Annotated in this window: 12 protein-coding genes and 2 pseudogenes; 9 read left to right on the top strand and 5 right to left on the bottom strand. The window is 74.1% G+C overall.

The window, feature by feature from the left end; all coding sequences use genetic code 11:
* Positions 1 to 152 precede the first annotated feature (152 nt).
* Positions 153 to 1,229: a cellulose binding domain-containing protein gene (locus QC029_RS20855; protein ID WP_279557273.1), complete on the top strand. Its 1,077-nt coding sequence runs from the start codon at positions 153 to 155 to the stop codon at positions 1,227 to 1,229.
* A 142-nt stretch (positions 1,230 to 1,371) separates the two neighbouring features.
* On the opposite strand, the gene QC029_RS20850 is transcribed toward QC029_RS20855, so the two are convergent.
* From QC029_RS20850 to QC029_RS20840, 3 genes and pseudogenes are all read right to left on the bottom strand, one after another.
* Positions 1,372 to 2,031, bottom strand: coding sequence for a peptidoglycan recognition family protein (locus QC029_RS20850; protein WP_279557241.1), 660 nt, complete (start codon positions 2,029 to 2,031; stop codon positions 1,372 to 1,374).
* 109 nt (positions 2,032 to 2,140) lie between these two features.
* A pseudogene (locus QC029_RS20845) lies at positions 2,141 to 2,948 on the bottom strand (lysozyme).
* A 291-nt stretch (positions 2,949 to 3,239) separates the two neighbouring features.
* Complete coding sequence (locus QC029_RS20840; protein ID WP_279557240.1) at positions 3,240 to 3,485, bottom strand: hypothetical protein; 246 nt, start codon at positions 3,483 to 3,485, stop codon at positions 3,240 to 3,242.
* Between the two features lie 467 nt (positions 3,486 to 3,952).
* Here QC029_RS20840 and ectA point away from each other — a divergent pair, with 467 nt between their 5' ends.
* The 7 genes from ectA to QC029_RS20805 all read left to right on the top strand — a co-directional run bounded on the left by ectA (position 3,953) and on the right by QC029_RS20805 (position 11,910).
* Complete coding sequence (gene ectA / locus QC029_RS20835; RefSeq protein ID WP_279557239.1) at positions 3,953 to 4,447, top strand: diaminobutyrate acetyltransferase; 495 nt, start codon at positions 3,953 to 3,955, stop codon at positions 4,445 to 4,447.
* Positions 4,448 to 4,512: 65 nt separating this feature from the next.
* Positions 4,513 to 5,778 carry a diaminobutyrate--2-oxoglutarate transaminase gene (ectB, locus tag QC029_RS20830; protein WP_279557238.1) on the top strand — a complete coding sequence of 422 codons (1,266 nt, stop codon included), beginning with the start codon at positions 4,513 to 4,515 and terminating at the stop codon, positions 5,776 to 5,778.
* A gap of 252 nt (positions 5,779 to 6,030) precedes the next feature.
* Positions 6,031 to 8,157, top strand: coding sequence for a SpoIIE family protein phosphatase (locus tag QC029_RS20825; protein ID WP_279557237.1), 2,127 nt, complete (start codon positions 6,031 to 6,033; stop codon positions 8,155 to 8,157).
* 195 nt (positions 8,158 to 8,352) lie between these two features.
* The gene (locus QC029_RS20820; RefSeq protein ID WP_279557272.1) at positions 8,353 to 9,066 is read left to right on the top strand and encodes a pectate lyase; all 714 of its coding nucleotides are present in this window, start codon (positions 8,353 to 8,355) and stop codon (positions 9,064 to 9,066) included.
* A gap of 423 nt (positions 9,067 to 9,489) precedes the next feature.
* The gene (locus QC029_RS20815) at positions 9,490 to 10,590 is read left to right on the top strand and encodes a glutamate--cysteine ligase (protein ID WP_279557236.1); all 1,101 of its coding nucleotides are present in this window, start codon (positions 9,490 to 9,492) and stop codon (positions 10,588 to 10,590) included.
* A 143-nt stretch (positions 10,591 to 10,733) separates the two neighbouring features.
* Positions 10,734 to 11,060: a hypothetical protein gene (locus QC029_RS20810; RefSeq protein ID WP_279557235.1), complete on the top strand. Its 327-nt coding sequence runs from the start codon at positions 10,734 to 10,736 to the stop codon at positions 11,058 to 11,060.
* Positions 11,061 to 11,148: 88 nt separating this feature from the next.
* Positions 11,149 to 11,910 (top strand): alpha/beta fold hydrolase, encoded by a 762-nt coding sequence (locus QC029_RS20805; protein WP_279557234.1) that lies wholly within the window; start codon positions 11,149 to 11,151, stop codon positions 11,908 to 11,910.
* A 262-nt stretch (positions 11,911 to 12,172) separates the two neighbouring features.
* Here QC029_RS20805 and QC029_RS20800 read toward each other — a convergent pair whose 3' ends face one another.
* Entirely contained in the window at positions 12,173 to 13,063 is an 891-nt protein-coding gene (locus QC029_RS20800) for a helix-turn-helix transcriptional regulator (RefSeq protein WP_279557271.1), read from the bottom strand.
* Between the two features lie 91 nt (positions 13,064 to 13,154).
* Between QC029_RS20800 and QC029_RS20795 the strand changes: the two genes are divergently transcribed.
* Entirely contained in the window at positions 13,155 to 14,678 is a 1,524-nt protein-coding gene (locus tag QC029_RS20795) for an MFS transporter (RefSeq protein ID WP_279557233.1), read from the top strand.
* A gap of 981 nt (positions 14,679 to 15,659) precedes the next feature.
* Here QC029_RS20795 and QC029_RS20790 read toward each other — a convergent pair.
* Positions 15,660 to 15,790 (bottom strand): annotated as a pseudogene (locus QC029_RS20790) (3-dehydroquinate synthase); the annotation flags it as partial.

The following is a 15,790-nucleotide window of genomic DNA, read 5'->3' as shown; positions in this document are numbered from 1 at the left end:
GGAGCGCTCCCAGAGGCTCCCTGTCCCGCTCCTGTCGAAAGGACACCATGACATCCCCCCTGCGCACCCCCCTCCGCCTCCCCTTCCGCCCCCTGCCGCGGATACGCGTCGCCCTGCTGGCGCTCCTGCTGGTCGCGGGCGCACTGACGGCCATGGCGACCACGGCGCAGTCCGCCCGGGCCGACGAGCAGATCTGCGCCCAGTACGGGAGCACCACCATCCAGGGCAAGTACGTGGTGCAGAACAACCGCTGGGGCACCAGCGCCACCCAGTGCATCAACGTGACCAGCACCGGCTTCCGGCTCACCCAGGCCGACGGCTCCGTCCCGACCAACGGGGCGCCCAAGTCGTACCCCTCGGTCTACTACGGCTGCCACTACACCAACTGCTCCCCGGGCACCAACCTGCCGATGCAGGTCGGCTCGATCGGCAGCGCGCCCAGCAGCATCTCGTACACCTACGTCAACAACGCGGTCTACAACGCCTCGTACGACATCTGGCTCGACCCCACGCCGAAGAAGGACGGGGTCAACCGGACCGAGATCATGATCTGGCTGAACCGGGTGGGCCCGATCCAGCCCATCGGCTCGCGGGTCGGCACGGCGAACATCGGCGGTCGCAGCTGGGAGGTGTGGACCGGCAGCAACGGCTCCAACGACGTCATCTCCTTCATCGCCCCCTCGGCGATCGCGAGCATGAGCTTCGACGTCATGGACTTCGTCGACGAGACGGTCAACCGCGGCATGGCCCAGCGCTCGTGGTACCTGACGAGCATCCAGGCCGGTTTCGAGCCCTGGCAGAACGGCGCCGGCCTGGCCGTCAACTCCTTCTCCGCGTCCGTCAACACCGGCAGCGGTGACGGCGGGGGCACGGGCGGGGGCACCGGCGGCGGCGGTGAGCCCGCGCCGAGCGGCTGCGAGGTCACGTACACCACCAACTCCTGGTCGAACGGCTTCACCGCCGACGTCGGCATCAAGAACACCGGCTCCACCGCGATCAACGGCTGGGAGATGAACTTCGCGCTGCCCAGCGGGCAGTCGGTCACCAGCGCCTGGAACGCCACGGTCTCCACCAGCGGCGGCACGGTGACGGCCCGCCCCGTCGACCACAACAGGAACATCGCGCCGGGCGGGACCCAGTCGTTCGGCTTCCAGGGCACCCACACGGGAGGCACGCCCGGCGAGCCGACCCGGTTCACCCTCAACGGCACCGTCTGCACGGTGAGGTGATCCGCGCACGGTAGGCGCCGCCCGACGGCACGGGGCCCGGACCGCACAGAGGGCGCGGTCCGGGCCCAGCCGTGCCCGGGAGGTACACCCCGGGCTGCGGGACCGGACTGCGGGCCCGGGCCGCCGTCGGACGGCCCGGCCGTCAGCCCAGCCGCGCCGCCACCTCGTCGCGCAGCCGCGGCAGCATGTCGTGGAGCACCCCGGGGCACAGCGTGCCGGCGACGAAGTCCTTGTGGCCGTGGAGCCGCGCGGGCGCGATGCCGTACCGCTCGCAGACGTACGCGCACAGGACCACCAGCACCTCCCACTGCGCCTGCGGCGGCACCGCGCCCGCGTGGTACGAGCCCTCGCACGCGATCCCGACCGCCTGGTCGTTCTGCCCGGAGGTGTGGGCGCCGAGCACGAAGGAGGTGCCGCCGGTGAGGGCCCGCAGACTGCCGTGCCGCCCCTCGGTGATCCACCCTCCCCGGCTGACGGCGAAGTGGTAGCCGGTGTCGATCCAGCCGTTGCCGTCCATGTGGAGGTCCTGGACCCAGTGGGCGTGGGCGTGGGCCCGGGCGCGGGAGAGGTCGGAGGTGTTCGCGCTCACCGTGTGGTGGACGACGATCCGGCTCGGCCGGTACCCCAGGACGGTGACGCTCCCCCGGGGCGGCCGCGCGTTCCACTCCCGGGTGCCGTCGACGTCGGGCTCGACGGCGCCCGACGCCGACGCCGCGGCGGCGCCCGGCAGGGCGGCAGCGGCGGCGAGCCCGGCGGTGCCGGTGAGCAGGAGGCGGCGGCGCAGCGGTTTCTCACCGTTCACGGTCAGCTCCTCGAGGAGTCGCGCGGGGCGGGCGGGTCGTGGGGAGGGGAGGCGGTGGAGCCGGCGGGCGGCCCGCCCCACCGCGCGGCGCCGTCCGGCGCCCCCGGGACTACGGCGTGTTGTTGGCCAGGGCGAGGAGCCGGTCCCTGGTGCCGTTGAACTTGTTGCGGTCGACGTTCCCGGAGACGCCGCCGACCGAGCCGGTGCTGGTGTACTGCCACACCGTCCAGGTGGGGAAGCCGCTCGGGATGGTGGGGGTCTCGCTGGACGTCCAGTGCGCGACCCACAGCGGGCTCTTGCCGGACATGCCGGTCCAGTTGCCGGTGCAGGTGTTCCACCAGCCCGCGGTCGTGTAGATCACCACGTCACGGGTGGTGCGCGCCTTGTAGGCGTTGTAGAAGTCGGTGATCCAGGCGCGCATCTGGGTGGTGGACAGGCCGTAGCACATCGCCCCGTACGGGTTGTGCTCGATGTCCAGGACGCCCGGCAGGGTCAGGTTGTCCCTCGACCAGGCGCCGCCGTTGGAGGCGAAGTAGGCCGCCTGGGTCGAGCCGCCGGAGACGTCGGGGCGGGCGAAGTGGTAGGCGCCGCGGATCACGCCGGCGTTGTACGCGGCCGTGTAGTTGGTGTTGAACCGCGAGTCCTTGTAGGAGGTGCCCTCGGTCGCCTTGATCCAGGCGAACTGGATGCCCGCATTCCGCACCGAGGTCCAGTTGATGGCCCCCTGCCAGTGCGAGACGTCGATCCCCTGGACGCCGCTGGTGTGGGCCAGCGCCCCCGGCGACGGGTCCTCCTGCGCGTCGCCGCCCTCGTGGAGGCGGTAGCCGGCGCCCATGAACGCGGTGCCCGGCTTGAGGCGCTCCTTGGCGGGCGGCGCTCCGCCGGCGTCGGGAGGAGGGGGATCTGTGCGAGAGCATGGCTGCCTCCTGGCACGTCATGGGTGGAGTGTGGGGGAGGTGCTGGGTGGTGCCGTCGCGCGGATCTCAGCGATTGACGTGAACGCGTCATTAGTGACGCACGGGGGCGGCGCGCTGTAAAGACGCTCCCTGCACTCTCTGTGGTCTGGACCGGTGGAGGAGTGGGCGAGCTGCCGCTACGGGCCCGCTCCGGAGGAAACTTTCACCGCGCGGAAAACGCGGAGAGGAGACGGCGCGTCCCGGAGCGCTTCGGGCGCTCCGGGACGCACCGACGGAACGGGGCGTACGGGGTCAGTCCGCGGACCGGTTCCGCCCGGCCCCCTCGCCGCCCCCGGGGGGCGGGGCCTGCTCCGGGGGCCCGTCCGGCTCCCGGAACTCCGGTGCCAGGGGGCCGCGGTCCTCCTCGTCCTCCGTGGTGAGGGGCGTGGCGGTGACGTCGTCGGAGGCCGCCTGCCGCACCGCCGGATCCTCCTCCAGCGGGACCCGCTCCGGTTCCGGGCCGGAGCCGCCCGAGGGCTTCGCCTGCCGGTCGGACATGGGATTCCTCCTCCCGTCGTCGGTCCCGCCGGGTACCCCGTGCGGCGGCGCGAACCCCGCCGGCCGCTCCGGGGAGGCCCGCACCGTCCGGCGCCGCACCGTCCGGCGCCGCACCGTCCGGCGTTCGGCCGTTCGGGTGACCTTCGCGGCGGGTTCCGGGGTCCGGAGGGGCAGGCGTTTCCGGCGCTTTCCGCCCCGTCCGGCCTCGTACGGGAAAAGGCGGGAAATTCTGCGGTGGCCGCCCGTAAGTGGCCGGAGTACCTTTCCTTGAGTGCGGAAAAGCGCGGGAAAACCGCCCAACGGGCGCAACCCTCCGGGGTATTGCCCCGCGCACCGGAAAGACCGTCCGGCAACGCGGGCGATCACTCCGCGAGACCCGCGCCCGGCAGTCTCGGGCTCCTGTCGGTCGATCCCACCCGGCGAAAGCCGCCGGGAGGTCGAACACCGATCGCGGTGGAGGTGAATCCATGGCGACGCAGACGGAACCCCTGATCGAGACGCCCGGAATCCAGGACGGTGCCGCGGTGTGGCGCATCGCCCGCGACTCCCGGGTGCTCGACCTCAACTCCCCCTACAGCTACCTGCTGTGGTTCCGGGACTTCGCCCGCACCTCCGCGGTGGCGCGCGGCGAGCGCGGGACCCCGGTCGGCTTCGTCACCGGCTACCTGCGCCCCGACCGGCCCGGCACGCTGGTCGTCTGGCAGGTCGCCGTGGACGGGGCCCACCGGGGGCGCGGCCTGGCCGGCGCCATGCTGGACCACCTGGCCGCCCGGCAGGCCGCGCGGGGTGTGCGGTACCTGGAGACCACCGTCACGCCGGGGAACACCGCGTCCGACCGGCTGTTCACCGTCTTCGCCCGGCGGCACGGCGCCGCGCTGGAGCGCCAGGTGCTGTTCGACGCGGGACTCTTCCCGGACGGCCACGACCCCGAGGTGCTGTACCGCGTCGGGCCGCTGTCCTGACCCGGCCGTACGGCCGTCGCCGATCCGTCCGTCCGGAACCCCCACCCACCGAGGAGCGCATCGCCATGACCATCACCCCAGCCGAGACGTCCGTCTTCGACACCCTGGAGTCGGAGGTGCGCAGCTACTGCCGCAGCTGGCCGAGGGTCTTCGAGTCCGCGCACGGCAGCCGCCTCCACGACGAGGACGGCCATGTGTACCTGGACTTCTTCGCAGGGGCGGGCGCCCTCAATTACGGCCACAACCCCCCGGTCCTCAAGCGCGCCCTGCTGGACTACCTGGAGCGCGACGGCATCACCCACGGCCTGGACATGAACACCACGGCCAAGCGCGACTTCCTGGAGACGTTCCGCGACCTCGTCCTCCGGCCGCGCGGTCTGGACCACAAGGTGATGTTCCCCGGGCCCACCGGCGCCAACGCCGTCGAGGCGGCCCTGAAACTGGCGCGCAAGGTCAAGCGGCGCGAGACGGTGGTGTCGTTCACCAACGCCTTCCACGGGATGTCGCTCGGCGCGCTGGCGGTGACCGGCAACGCCTTCAAACGGGCGGGCGCCGGCATACCCCTGGTGCACGGCATGCCCATGCCGTTCGACCGGTACCTGGACGACGACCAGGGCTTCGCGTGGTTCGAGCGGCTGCTGGAGGACCGCGGCTCCGGACTCAGCCGGCCCGCCGCCGTGATCGTCGAGACGGTCCAGGGCGAGGGCGGCGTCAACGTGGCCCGGCCCGAGTGGCTGCGCGCCCTGGCCGACCTGTGCCGCCGCTGGGACATGCTGCTGATCGTCGACGACATCCAGATGGGCTGCGGCCGCACCGGCGGCTTCTTCTCCTTCGAGGAGGCGGGGATCGTCCCGGACGCCGTCACCCTGTCCAAGTCCATCAGCGGCTACGGCCTGCCGATGTCGCTGCTGCTGTTCCGGCCCGAGCTGGACGTCTGGGAGCCGGGCGAGCACAACGGCACCTTCCGCGGCAACAACCCCGCCTTCGTCACCGCCACCGCGGCCCTGAACGCCTACTGGGCGGACAGCGGGACGGAGAAGCAGACCCTGGCCCGCGGCGAGCAGGTGGAGTCCGCCCTGTGCGAGATCGCCGCCGAGCACCGCCGCAGCGGAGCCGAGTGCCGCGGCCGCGGCCTGGCCCGGGGGCTGAGCTTCACCGACAGGGGACGTGCCGCCCGGGTGTGCTCGCGGGCCTTCGAGCTCGGCCTGCTGATCGAGACCTCCGGTCCCGAGAACGAGGTCGTCAAGCTGCTCCCGCCGCTCACCGCCACCCCGGAGGAGCTGGACGAGGGGCTGCGCACCCTGGCCCGCGCCGTCGACGAGACCGCCTGACGTACCGCCGGGCCCCCGCCCGCCGCCCCTCACGGCGCGCTCCTCGCGGCGGGGGCCGCCGCCCGTCCCGGCGGCGCGCCGACGCACGCGAAGCGACATAATGGTCCTGTATGGCTGATATCCGGCGTTCCCGGTGTGGAGTGCCGCCCCCCGGGCGGACGGGTGCGGCGCTCCGGTGCCCTCCGGCGCCCGCCGCCGGAGGCCCGCCCGGCCGCGGCCGGCGCCCCGGACCGGTTCCGCGGGGGGTGCGCGGTGGCCGGCGTCCGTGACCCGGCGGGCGGACACGACCCGCTGGAGACGGCGTTCCTGGAGACGGTGCGCGGCACCGGGGCGTCCGCCGGCGGCCTCTACCTGCTGGCCCCGGACGGGGACGTGCTGCGCCTGTCGATGCTGTGCGGGGTGCCGGTCGAGCTCATCGCGCCGTGGACGGGGGTCGCGCTGGCCGCGCCGATCCCGGTGGCCGACGCGGTGCGCGAGGACCGCCTGGTGTGGGTGGGGGGCCAGGAGGACCTGGCCCAGGCCTACCCGCGTGCGGCGGTGGCCCTGCCCTACCGCTTCGCCCTGGCCGCCGCTCCCGTCGTCACGGACCGCCCCTGGGGCGCCCTGCTGCTGATGTGGCCCGGCACCCATCCACCACGGATCACCCGGCGGCAGCGCGACCACATCGTCACCAGCTGCCGGCAGCTGGCCCGCCTGCTGGAGGAGGCGGCCGACGCGGGACGGCCGGTCACCCCGCCGGACCAGCCGCGCGTGCTGAGCACCGACGCCGCCCGGCCCGTCAGGCGGCAGTCGCCGCTGGCCGCCGTCGACTTCGCCGAGCGCCTGCCCGGCGGCGGCTGCGCGCTGGACCTGGAGGGCCGGTTCACCTTCCTCACCTCGGGCGCCGTCGAACTGCTGGGCCGCAGCGCCGACCAGTTGCTGGGCACGCGCCCGTGGCACGCGCTGCCCTGGCTGGACGACCCGGTCTACGAGGACCGCTACCGGGCCGCGGTCGTCAGCCGCCAGCCCGTCTCCTTCACCGCCTGCCGGCCGCCCGACCGGTGGCTGGATTTCCGGCTCTACCCGGACGCCAGCGGCATCAGCGTGCGCATCAACCCCGCCGGCGCCGGCCCCCGGCCCTCACCGGTGGCGAGAGAGCGCCGCGACGCCGTCATGCCGGCCCGCGCCGGGCAGCTCTACCAGCTGATGCACCTGGCGGCGGCCCTGACCGAGACCGTCGGGGTGCGCGACGTGGTCGACCTCGTCGCCGACCAGATCATGCCCGCCTTCGACGCCAAGGGGCTGGTCCTGCTCATCGCGGACGCCAGCCGGCTGCGCATCGTCGGCCAGCGCGGCTACGAGCGCGCCGCCCTCGACCAGTTCGAGGGCGCCCCCCTGGGCACCTCCCTCACCCCGGCCACGCAGACCCTCGCCAGCGGCGTACCCGCCTTCTTCCCCTCCCCGGAGGAGATGGGGCGCGACTACCCGGACGTGCCGCGGACGACCGGCAAGCAGGCGTGGGCCTTCCTGCCGCTGACGATCTCGGGGCGGTCCGTGGGCTGCTGCGTCCTGTCCTACGACCGGCCCCACGTGTTCGCGGCGGAGGAGCGCGCCGTGCTGACCTCCCTGGCCGGGCTCATCGCCCAGGCGCTGGACCGGGCGCGCCTGTACGACACCAAGCACCAGCTCGCCCACGGCCTCCAGCAGGCCCTGCTGCCCCACACCCTCCCCGCCGTCCCGGGGCTGCGGGTGGCCGCCCGCTACCTGCCGGCCACCCGCGGCATGGAGATCGGCGGCGACTTCTACGACCTCATCCGCCTCAGCGGCAGCACCGCGGCCGCCGTCATCGGCGACGTCCAGGGGCACAACGTCGCGGCCGCCGCCCTCATGGGCCAGGTCCGCACCGCCATCCACGCCAACGCCACCGCCGGGGTCCCTCCCGACCAGGTGCTCTCCCGCACCAACCGGCTCCTGGCCGACCTCGACCCCGGGCTGTTCACGAGCTGCCTGTACGTCCACCTCGACCTCGCCCGGAAGCGCGCGAGCATCGCCAGCGCCGGCCACCCCTCCCCGCTCCTGCGCAGGCCCGGCGGCCGTACCCACCCCTTCGACGTCCCGCCCGGTCTGCTCCTGGGGGTCGAGCCGGACGCCGCCTACCAGGTCCTCGACATCGCCCTGCCGCCGGGCGCGATCCTCGCCCTCTACACCGACGGCCTCGTCGAGACCCCCGGCGCCGACCCCGACCAGGGCGCCGCCGACCTCGCCCGCCACCTCGCCCACGCCTCCGGCGGCGATCTGGAGCGCATCGTCGACACCCTCCTCCAGCAGGCCCGCCCGGCCCGGCAGCGCACCGACGACATCGCCCTGCTCCTGCTCCGGACCGCTTCCGGGCCCGAGTGAGCAAAAGCGTTCGCAGCATTGACAGGAAAGCGCTTGCTCCGTAGGTTCTCCGTGCTTCGGTCGGTTCACGCGTGTGAACGGACAGGTTCGAACCCCCCATCGAGGAGCATCGTGGCACCCACCGAGAACCGTCGGCGCGCGGCCAGGTCCGCCGCCGTACTCCTGTCGGCACTGGCTCTGGCCCTCCCCACCGCGATGGCGGCGGACACCTCCGCCGCCGCGGCCTCCTGGCCGTCGCCGACAGGGCAGCAGGCCGTCTCCAGCACGATCAAGGTGAGCGGGACCAGGGACGGCGGCATGGTCCGCTACTACGGCAGCGGAGACCTGGGCTCCGGCGGCCAGGACGAGGACCAGGGGCCGCTGTTCGAACTGGCCGACGGCGCCACCCTCAAGAACGTGGTGCTGGGAGCCCCGGCCGCCGACGGCATCCACTGCAGGGGGACCTGCACGCTGCAGAACGTCTGGTGGGAGGACGTCGGCGAGGACGCCGCCACCTTCAAGGGCACCTCCGCGTCCCAGACGATGACCGTCGACGGCGGCGGCGCCCGCAAGGCGTCCGACAAGGTGTTCCAGCACAACGGCCCCGGCCGCATGGTGATCAGGAACTTCCAGGTGGAGGACTTCGGGAAGCTCTACCGGGCGTGCGGCAACTGCAGCCGGCAGTACCAGCGCCACGTGGTGATCGAGAACGTCACCGCCACCGCCCCCGGCAAGTCGCTGGCCGGAATCAACTCCAACTACGGGGACACCGCCCGGCTCTCGCGGGTCACGATCGTCGGCGACTCCAGCCGCAAGATCGTCCCCTGCGAGCGCTACAAGGGCGTCACCAGCGGTGAGCCCACCAGGATCGGAAGCGGCCCGGACGGCACGCACTGCCTCTACAGCGCCTCCGACATCACCTACAGGTGACCGGCGCGCCCTGCGGCCGCCCCGCGCCCGCGGGGCGGCCGGACCCGGCCTCCGGCCTCGGCCACCGGGCCGCGGGGCGCGTCCGCCGGGCGCGGACACGGCGGCGAGCCGCGCGACACCCGCGGTGACCAGCGGCCCGGCCACGGCCCCGAGCGGTCCGCCGGGCGTTTACCGCCCCCCGTCCGGGACACGCGGCAAGAGCCGTCACGCGGGAGGCCACCTCTGTGCCCACCTCACCCGGAGCCGCCGGTGAGCCGTCGGTCCGGCCGACCCGGCGGCGGCCCGTACCGGCCCCGGGAGCGGGCTCCGCCGCGCGGACGCCGTCGGACGCCGTCCCGCGTCCGCCTCCGGCGGAGCCCGGGAGACCGGCGGAGACCGCGCACGGCGGCGCACCGTACGGCCGGCCGGGAATCGAGGGAGGCCATGGTCACCATCGGGGTGGAGGAGGAGTACCTGCTCCTGGACCCGGACACCGGGCTGCCGGTGCCGCAGGCGGAGAGGGTGTGCGCGACGGCCGGGCTGCAGCCCGCCCTGGGCAGCGGGGAGGTGCACCCCGAACTGCTCCAGGCCCAGGTGGAGGTCGCCACGCCCGTCTGCGAGACCCTGGAGGAGGTGGGGGGCCACCTGCTGCGGCTGCGCCACGCCCTGGCCGCCGCCGCCGAGCAGGCCGGCTGCCGGATCGCCGCCTGCGGCTCGGCCCCCTTCGCCCCCGGCGCGCCCTCGCCCGTCACGGACACCCCCCGCTACCGTGCGCTGCACGCCAGGGCGCCGCGGCTGGTCGACGAGCAGCTGATCAACGGCATGCACGTGCACGTGGCCGTCCCCGACCGCGCCGCCGGGGTGGCGGTGCTGAACCGGCTGCGGCCGTGGCTGCCGGTCCTGGTGGCGATGTCGGCGAACTCGCCGCTGTGGGGCGGGTCCGACACCGGATTCGCCAGCTGGCGCACCGTGGTCTTCGGCCGGTGGCCGGTCAGCGGCCCCCCGCCGCTCTTCACCGACGCCGCCGACTACGACCGGCGCACCACGGGCCTCCTGACCACCGGCGCCATCCGCGACCTGGGGCAGCTGTACTGGCAGGCACGCCTGTCCGAGCGCTACCCGACCGTCGAGATCCGCGCCATGGACGTGCAACTGCGCGCGGACGACGCCGTCATGCTCACCGGGCTCGTCCGCGCCCTGGTGGCGACCGTCCTGCGCGAGGCGGAGGCGGGCCTCCCCCTCCCCGTGCCGCCTCCCGAGATCCTGGCCGCGGCCGGCTGGCACGCCGCCCGTCACGGCATGACGGACACGCTGCTCGATCCGCACGCCCACCAGCCCCGCAAGGTCGGTGACGTCGTCAGCGGACTGGTGCGGTACCTCACCCCCGCCCTGGAGGAGGCCGGCGACGCACGCGAGGTGCTCGCCCTGGTCCACCGGCTGCTGCAGGAGGGCACCGCCGCCGACCGGCAGCGGCGGGCGCTGCGGGAGGGCGAGGGCGCGCTGCTGCGCATGCTCGCCACCCAGACGGCCGCCTCGTCCTGGTGACGCCGGCCGCCGCTCCGTCCCGTACGGCTCCTCCGCGCGTGGACCCGTTCCCGCATCGGCGGCTCCCGGGGAACCCGGTGCCGCCCCACCCGCGCCCCGCGATGGACGCACCGTGCGGGGGGACCCGTGAAGGAGGAGACGACATGCCTGGACGCCGGTTGCTCGGACCTCCGGTCGCCGCGGCCGGTGACACCGCGGGCGGGACGGCCCCCGACCCGCCGCGGGCGGTGCTGCTCGGGCTGAACCGCCGGGAGGGGATGGCGCCCGACGGCGCAGACCCCGGGCAGGGTCCCGATGTCCTGGACGAACGGGAGAACCCGGCGCAGACCGACGGGATCGCCGTCGTCGGCCGGCTCGTACAGACCCGCGCCCACCCCGGCGCGGTGCGGGTGTCCGCCCTGACCGGTGAGGGAACCGACGGCCTGCGGCAGGCCGTCCGCGCACGGCTCCAGAGGACCGGAGGGGAGTGACGGGCCGGGCCGTCCGCGCCCCGCGAGTGCCGCCGGGAAATCCCCGCGCCCGCCGTGAGCGGGCGCGGGGAGGGGGAACGAGACGGCCATGCACGCGACCGGACGACAGACGCACGCGGTCCGCTGGGACGAGGCGGCCGGGCACAGGGTACGGAGCCTGTACACGGGCGGGAACCGTCCGCGGGGGACCCAGGTGGTCATGATCCCCGGGCTGGGAGCCCTGGGCTACCTCACGGACACCCTGGAGGGGTGCGGCGCATGGGCGAGATCGTTCCTCCTGGACGTCCCCGGATTCGGCCACCGGCAGCCCCGTGCCTGCCCCGCGCGGATCCCCGCGCTGGCGGAGGCGGTCTCCGCCTGGCTGGCCGCGGTGCCCCGGGAACCGGTCGTGCTGGTGGGGCACTCCACCGGTGCCCAGATCGCCCTGCGAGTGGCCGCGGACCACCCCGGAAGGGTGCGGTCGCTGGTGCTGATGGGGCCGACCTTCCCGCCCGCGCTGCGCCGTGTGCCCGGTCTGCTCGGGGCCCTCCCGCGCACCCTGGTGCACGAGTCGGCCGGCGAGATCGGCGCCACCGTGCCCTACTACGTCCGCGGGGGGATGCGCGAGCTGCTGCGGTACGTGCGCTCCGCGCTGCACGACGCACCCGAGCGGACCATCTCCCGGGTGGTCTGCCCGACGCTGGTCCTGCGGGGCGAACACGACGCGCTCGCCCCCGAGGAATGGGCCCTCCGGCTGGCGGCCACGGCGGCGCACGGGCGGGCGGAGACGGTTCCGGGGGCGCACAACTTCCCCTACGGGCACGGCGGACTCACCGCCGCCCTCATCGCCGAGGCCGCCCGGCACCGGTGACCGGCCCGCTCCCCGGCGCACACCGGGGCGGACACGGGAAGGCCCCGGCCGAGGCGGGGGAACTCGACCGGGGCCGGTCCGTGGTGCGGGCGCCGACGGGCGGCTGCCCCCTCGCGGCGAGCGGTACCGCGGGGCTCGGCCCGACGGCCCTCACCGCAGGCGGTGGCGGGGCCCGGGGGCACCGTCCCGCCGGGCGCGCGCCGCTTCCCCGTCCCGGCCGGCGGCTCGCCGCGCGGCGTCCCGCCGCCCCGCGCGGTCGGACTCAGTCCTGCCGGGCGGGGACGGAATCCTGTGCGGTCTCCGTACGGCCCTGGTGCATCAGGATCCGCAGGGCGTCGGCGGAACTCGAGTCGTTCGGGGTGTAGATCTCGAGCCGGTGGTCAGGGCTTTCGGGCTGGAGCCAGACCTGGTAGTCGACGCTCGCGGCGCCGACGGTGGGGTGTTGCAGGTGCATGGTGCCGACCGTGCAGTCGGAGACCTCCCCGGCGGCCCACATCATCGCGAAATCGTTGCTGCGCATCGTGAGCTCCCCGATCAGCTCCGCCAGTCGCGCGTCGGTGGGGAAGCGGCCGGCGGTGAGCCGGAGGTAGGCGACGTGGACACGGGCGAGCTCGTCCCAGTTGCGGTACATGTCGCGGGTGAGCGGGTCGAGGAAGAACATCCGGGGGATGGAGGGGCGGCGCGTCGGCTCCTGCGGTGCGTTGAAGTCGACGTGCTCGGCGATGAGCGCGTGGCCCGTGCGGTTCCACGCGAGCACGTCCCCCCGCCGGCCCAGCACGATCGCCGGCGTCGCCTCGTCCAGGGACTCCAGGAGCGTGAGCACCCGCGGGTGGGGCGTCTCCCGGCGCGGTTCGGACAGTCCGGGGTCCGAGGGCTGCCGAGCGAGGTTGTGCAGGTGGACGCGTTCGATCTCGTCGAGTTGCAGAACTCTTGCGAGGGCGTTGAGAACCTGCTCGGAGGCGGTTTCCACCTGCCCCTGCTCCAAACGCGTGTAATACCCCGCGCTCACTCCCGCGAGCTGCGCGAGTTCCTCGCGCCGCAGTCCCGGAACCCGGCGAGCGGTTCCATAGGTGCGTAATCCGATCTCGGCCGGTGTGACCCGGTCCCGGCGGCTCTTCAAGAACGCTCCAAGACTCTCCACGATATCGAGAATAGGTCCTCCGGGCACCTCGGTGGGTGTACCTGTTGGGTGTACCCACACCAGGGGGATGGCTGCCGAACAGGCAGTACCCGACCGTGGAGGCATGTCTGGACAGCAATCGCATAACCCGCCCGGCCGACGGGCCTGGCTCGGACTCCTGGTAATCCTCGGGCCCGTACTCCTGGTTTCCATGGACGGGTCGATCCTGTTTCTGGCGATGCCCCGGGTCAGCCAGGCACTCACGCCAACCGCGGATCAGGCCCTGTGGATCCTGGACATCTACGGTTTCGCCGTCGGCTCCCTGCTGATCGCGTTCGGCAGTATCGGAGACCGGTACGGCCGGCTGAGACTGCTCATGATCGGTGCGACGGTCTTCGGCATCGGCTCCGCGGCGGCGGCACTCGCGCCCACCCCGGAATTCCTCATCGCCGCCCGTGCGCTCATGGGTGTGGCGGGATCGACGCTCCTGCCCTCCGCCCTGGCGGTGCTGAGCGAACTGTTCGGCGACCCTCGGCGGCGAGCGCAGGCCATCGGCATCTTCGCCGCAGCGTTCGCCGCCGGGTTCGCCATCGGCCCGATCGTCGGCGGCCTCCTGCTGGAGCGGTTCTGGTGGGGATCGGTCTTCCTGGTCAACCTTCCCGTCATCGCCCTGTTCCTGATCTTCGCGCCGGTCCTGCTCGGTGAGGTACGCGCGACCCGGCCGGGCCGTGTCGACGCGTTCAGCGTCGTGACCTCCGCGGTCGGCCTCCTGCTCGCCATCTACGGCCTCAAGCACGCCGCGGCCGAGGGCCTCTCGGCCGTCCCCGTCCTCGCCGTACTGGCGGGAGCGGCGCTGCTGACGTGGTTCGCCCTGCGCCAGCGGCGCCTCGAGTACCCGCTGATGGACTTCTCGCTCTTCCGCGACCGCGTCTTCACGGTCGCGATCATCACCGGTCTGCTGCCGCTGGCCGCGTGGTCGGCGGCCGCCTACCTGGCGGGCATCTACCTCCAGTCCGTCCTCGAACTGTCGGTCCTGCACGCCGCGTTCCTCGCGCTGCCCGGGGCCGTGGTGCTCACCGCCACGTGCATCGTCACACCGTACGTGGTCGATCGCATCGGCAAGCGAACCGCCCTGATCGTCTGCCACTTCTCCATCGCGACGGGTCTGCTGCTCCTGCTCCCGACCCTGACCACCGGCGGGGTCGGCTGGTACGTCGCCTCCACGGTCGTCGCGGGCGTCGGTTACGGCATCTCGTTCGCCGTCGTCGCCGACACGGCCGTCGGCGCCGTCCCCGCGGAACGAGCCGGCTCGGCGGGAGCGATCGCCGAGACCAGCAACGAGATCGGCAACGCCCTCGGCATCGCGCTCCTGGGTTCCCTCGCCGCGCTGATCTTCCGGCTCCAGGGACCCGACCTCGCGCCCACCCTCGACGAAACGCTCCAGCTCCCGAACCTGGCGTCCCCCATCATCGAGGATGCGAAGTCGGCCTTCGTCACCGGTCTGCACGCGGCCGCCGTGGTGGCCAGCCTCCTGCACGTGGCGCTCGGCGTCCTCGCGCTTCGCTGGCTTCCCCGGTCGGAGACGCCGCAGGACACCGCTGAGGCCCCTGCCGAGGACAGGGCGGATCGAGCGGAGAGCATCGCCTGACGCCCGCACACCGGCGCACTCCCGTCGCGGTGAGGACGGGAGTGCCGCGGGACCGCGCGGCCGGAGCGGGCCGGCCGGGGGAGCAGCCACCGGGTGGCTGCTCCCCCTCCGGTTCCGGCGGCGGTCGAACGCGGGTCTCCGGCCGGGGACCTCGCCGCGGTGACGGCACGGACGACATGGACGGCGTGGACGACATGACGGCAGGGCCTTCCGCACCGCTCCCGGGTGTCGCACCCATGGAGGAGGGTCGGGAGGCCCTGCTCCGTCGTGTGGGGCCGCCTCGCGCGTCACCGGCCGGCTCCGCCGGACCCGGCAGCCGGCTCCCGGCGGGTCACCGCCCTCCGCCCGGCTCGGGTCCGGTCGGCGAGGCTCCGCGGGACGCGCAGGCGGTCCGTCCGGCGGCACCGACGGGCGAGTCCTCCCCGCTCGCCCGTCGGTGCCCGCGCCCTCGCCGCGTCCGGCGCCGACGGCTCCTTCCCGGCTGCCGCGCCGGGCACCCGCCCCGGCCCGGACCTCCCGTGCCGGAACCGGCACCGCCGATCCGCGCGCGGCCGGTGGCCCGTCGCCGCCGCTTCCGTTCGGCTTGGACGCGGTCGGCGGACCCGACCCCGGATCCCGTACACCGACCGTACGGCCGCTGCCGGGAGTGGGGCGTTGTGCCGCGGACCGTCTCATGGGCGACCGGGCCGTGCCGTCCGGGCGCGTCCGGTGCGGCACCTGCACCGGCGGGCCGGTCGGAAGGGGAGTGGGAGGGGAGCGGGAGGGAGCACGTCGTGGCCGGCGTCCGTCATGACGACGATTCCCCGGATCGCCCGCACACCGCTGCCCGGCCGCGACCGGCCGGCCGGTGGTCGGTCCTGCGCATCCGCCGGGCGGCGGCGCCGGTGGCATCGTCCCGGAGGACGGGACAGGACGGGACGGGCGGCGTCGGCCGCGCCGTATGCCGCGGAGCGCGTGCCGTGGAGTGGAGGTGATGGTCGGTCAGGCGGCGATCTCCGCGTGGGCGGCGAGGAGCATCGCCGGGTCCGGGCCTTCCAGCACGGCGGGCCGGGCCAGACCGTCCAGCACGATGAAACGCAGCCGGTCGCCCCGGGTCTTCTTGTCCACCCGCA

This window comes from Streptomyces sp. DH37 (genome assembly GCF_029813835.1).
GTDB lineage: Bacteria > Actinomycetota > Actinomycetes > Streptomycetales > Streptomycetaceae > Streptomyces.
The sequence above is the reverse complement of the archived record's forward strand: the minus strand, read 5'-3'. Positions and strand labels throughout refer to the sequence as shown.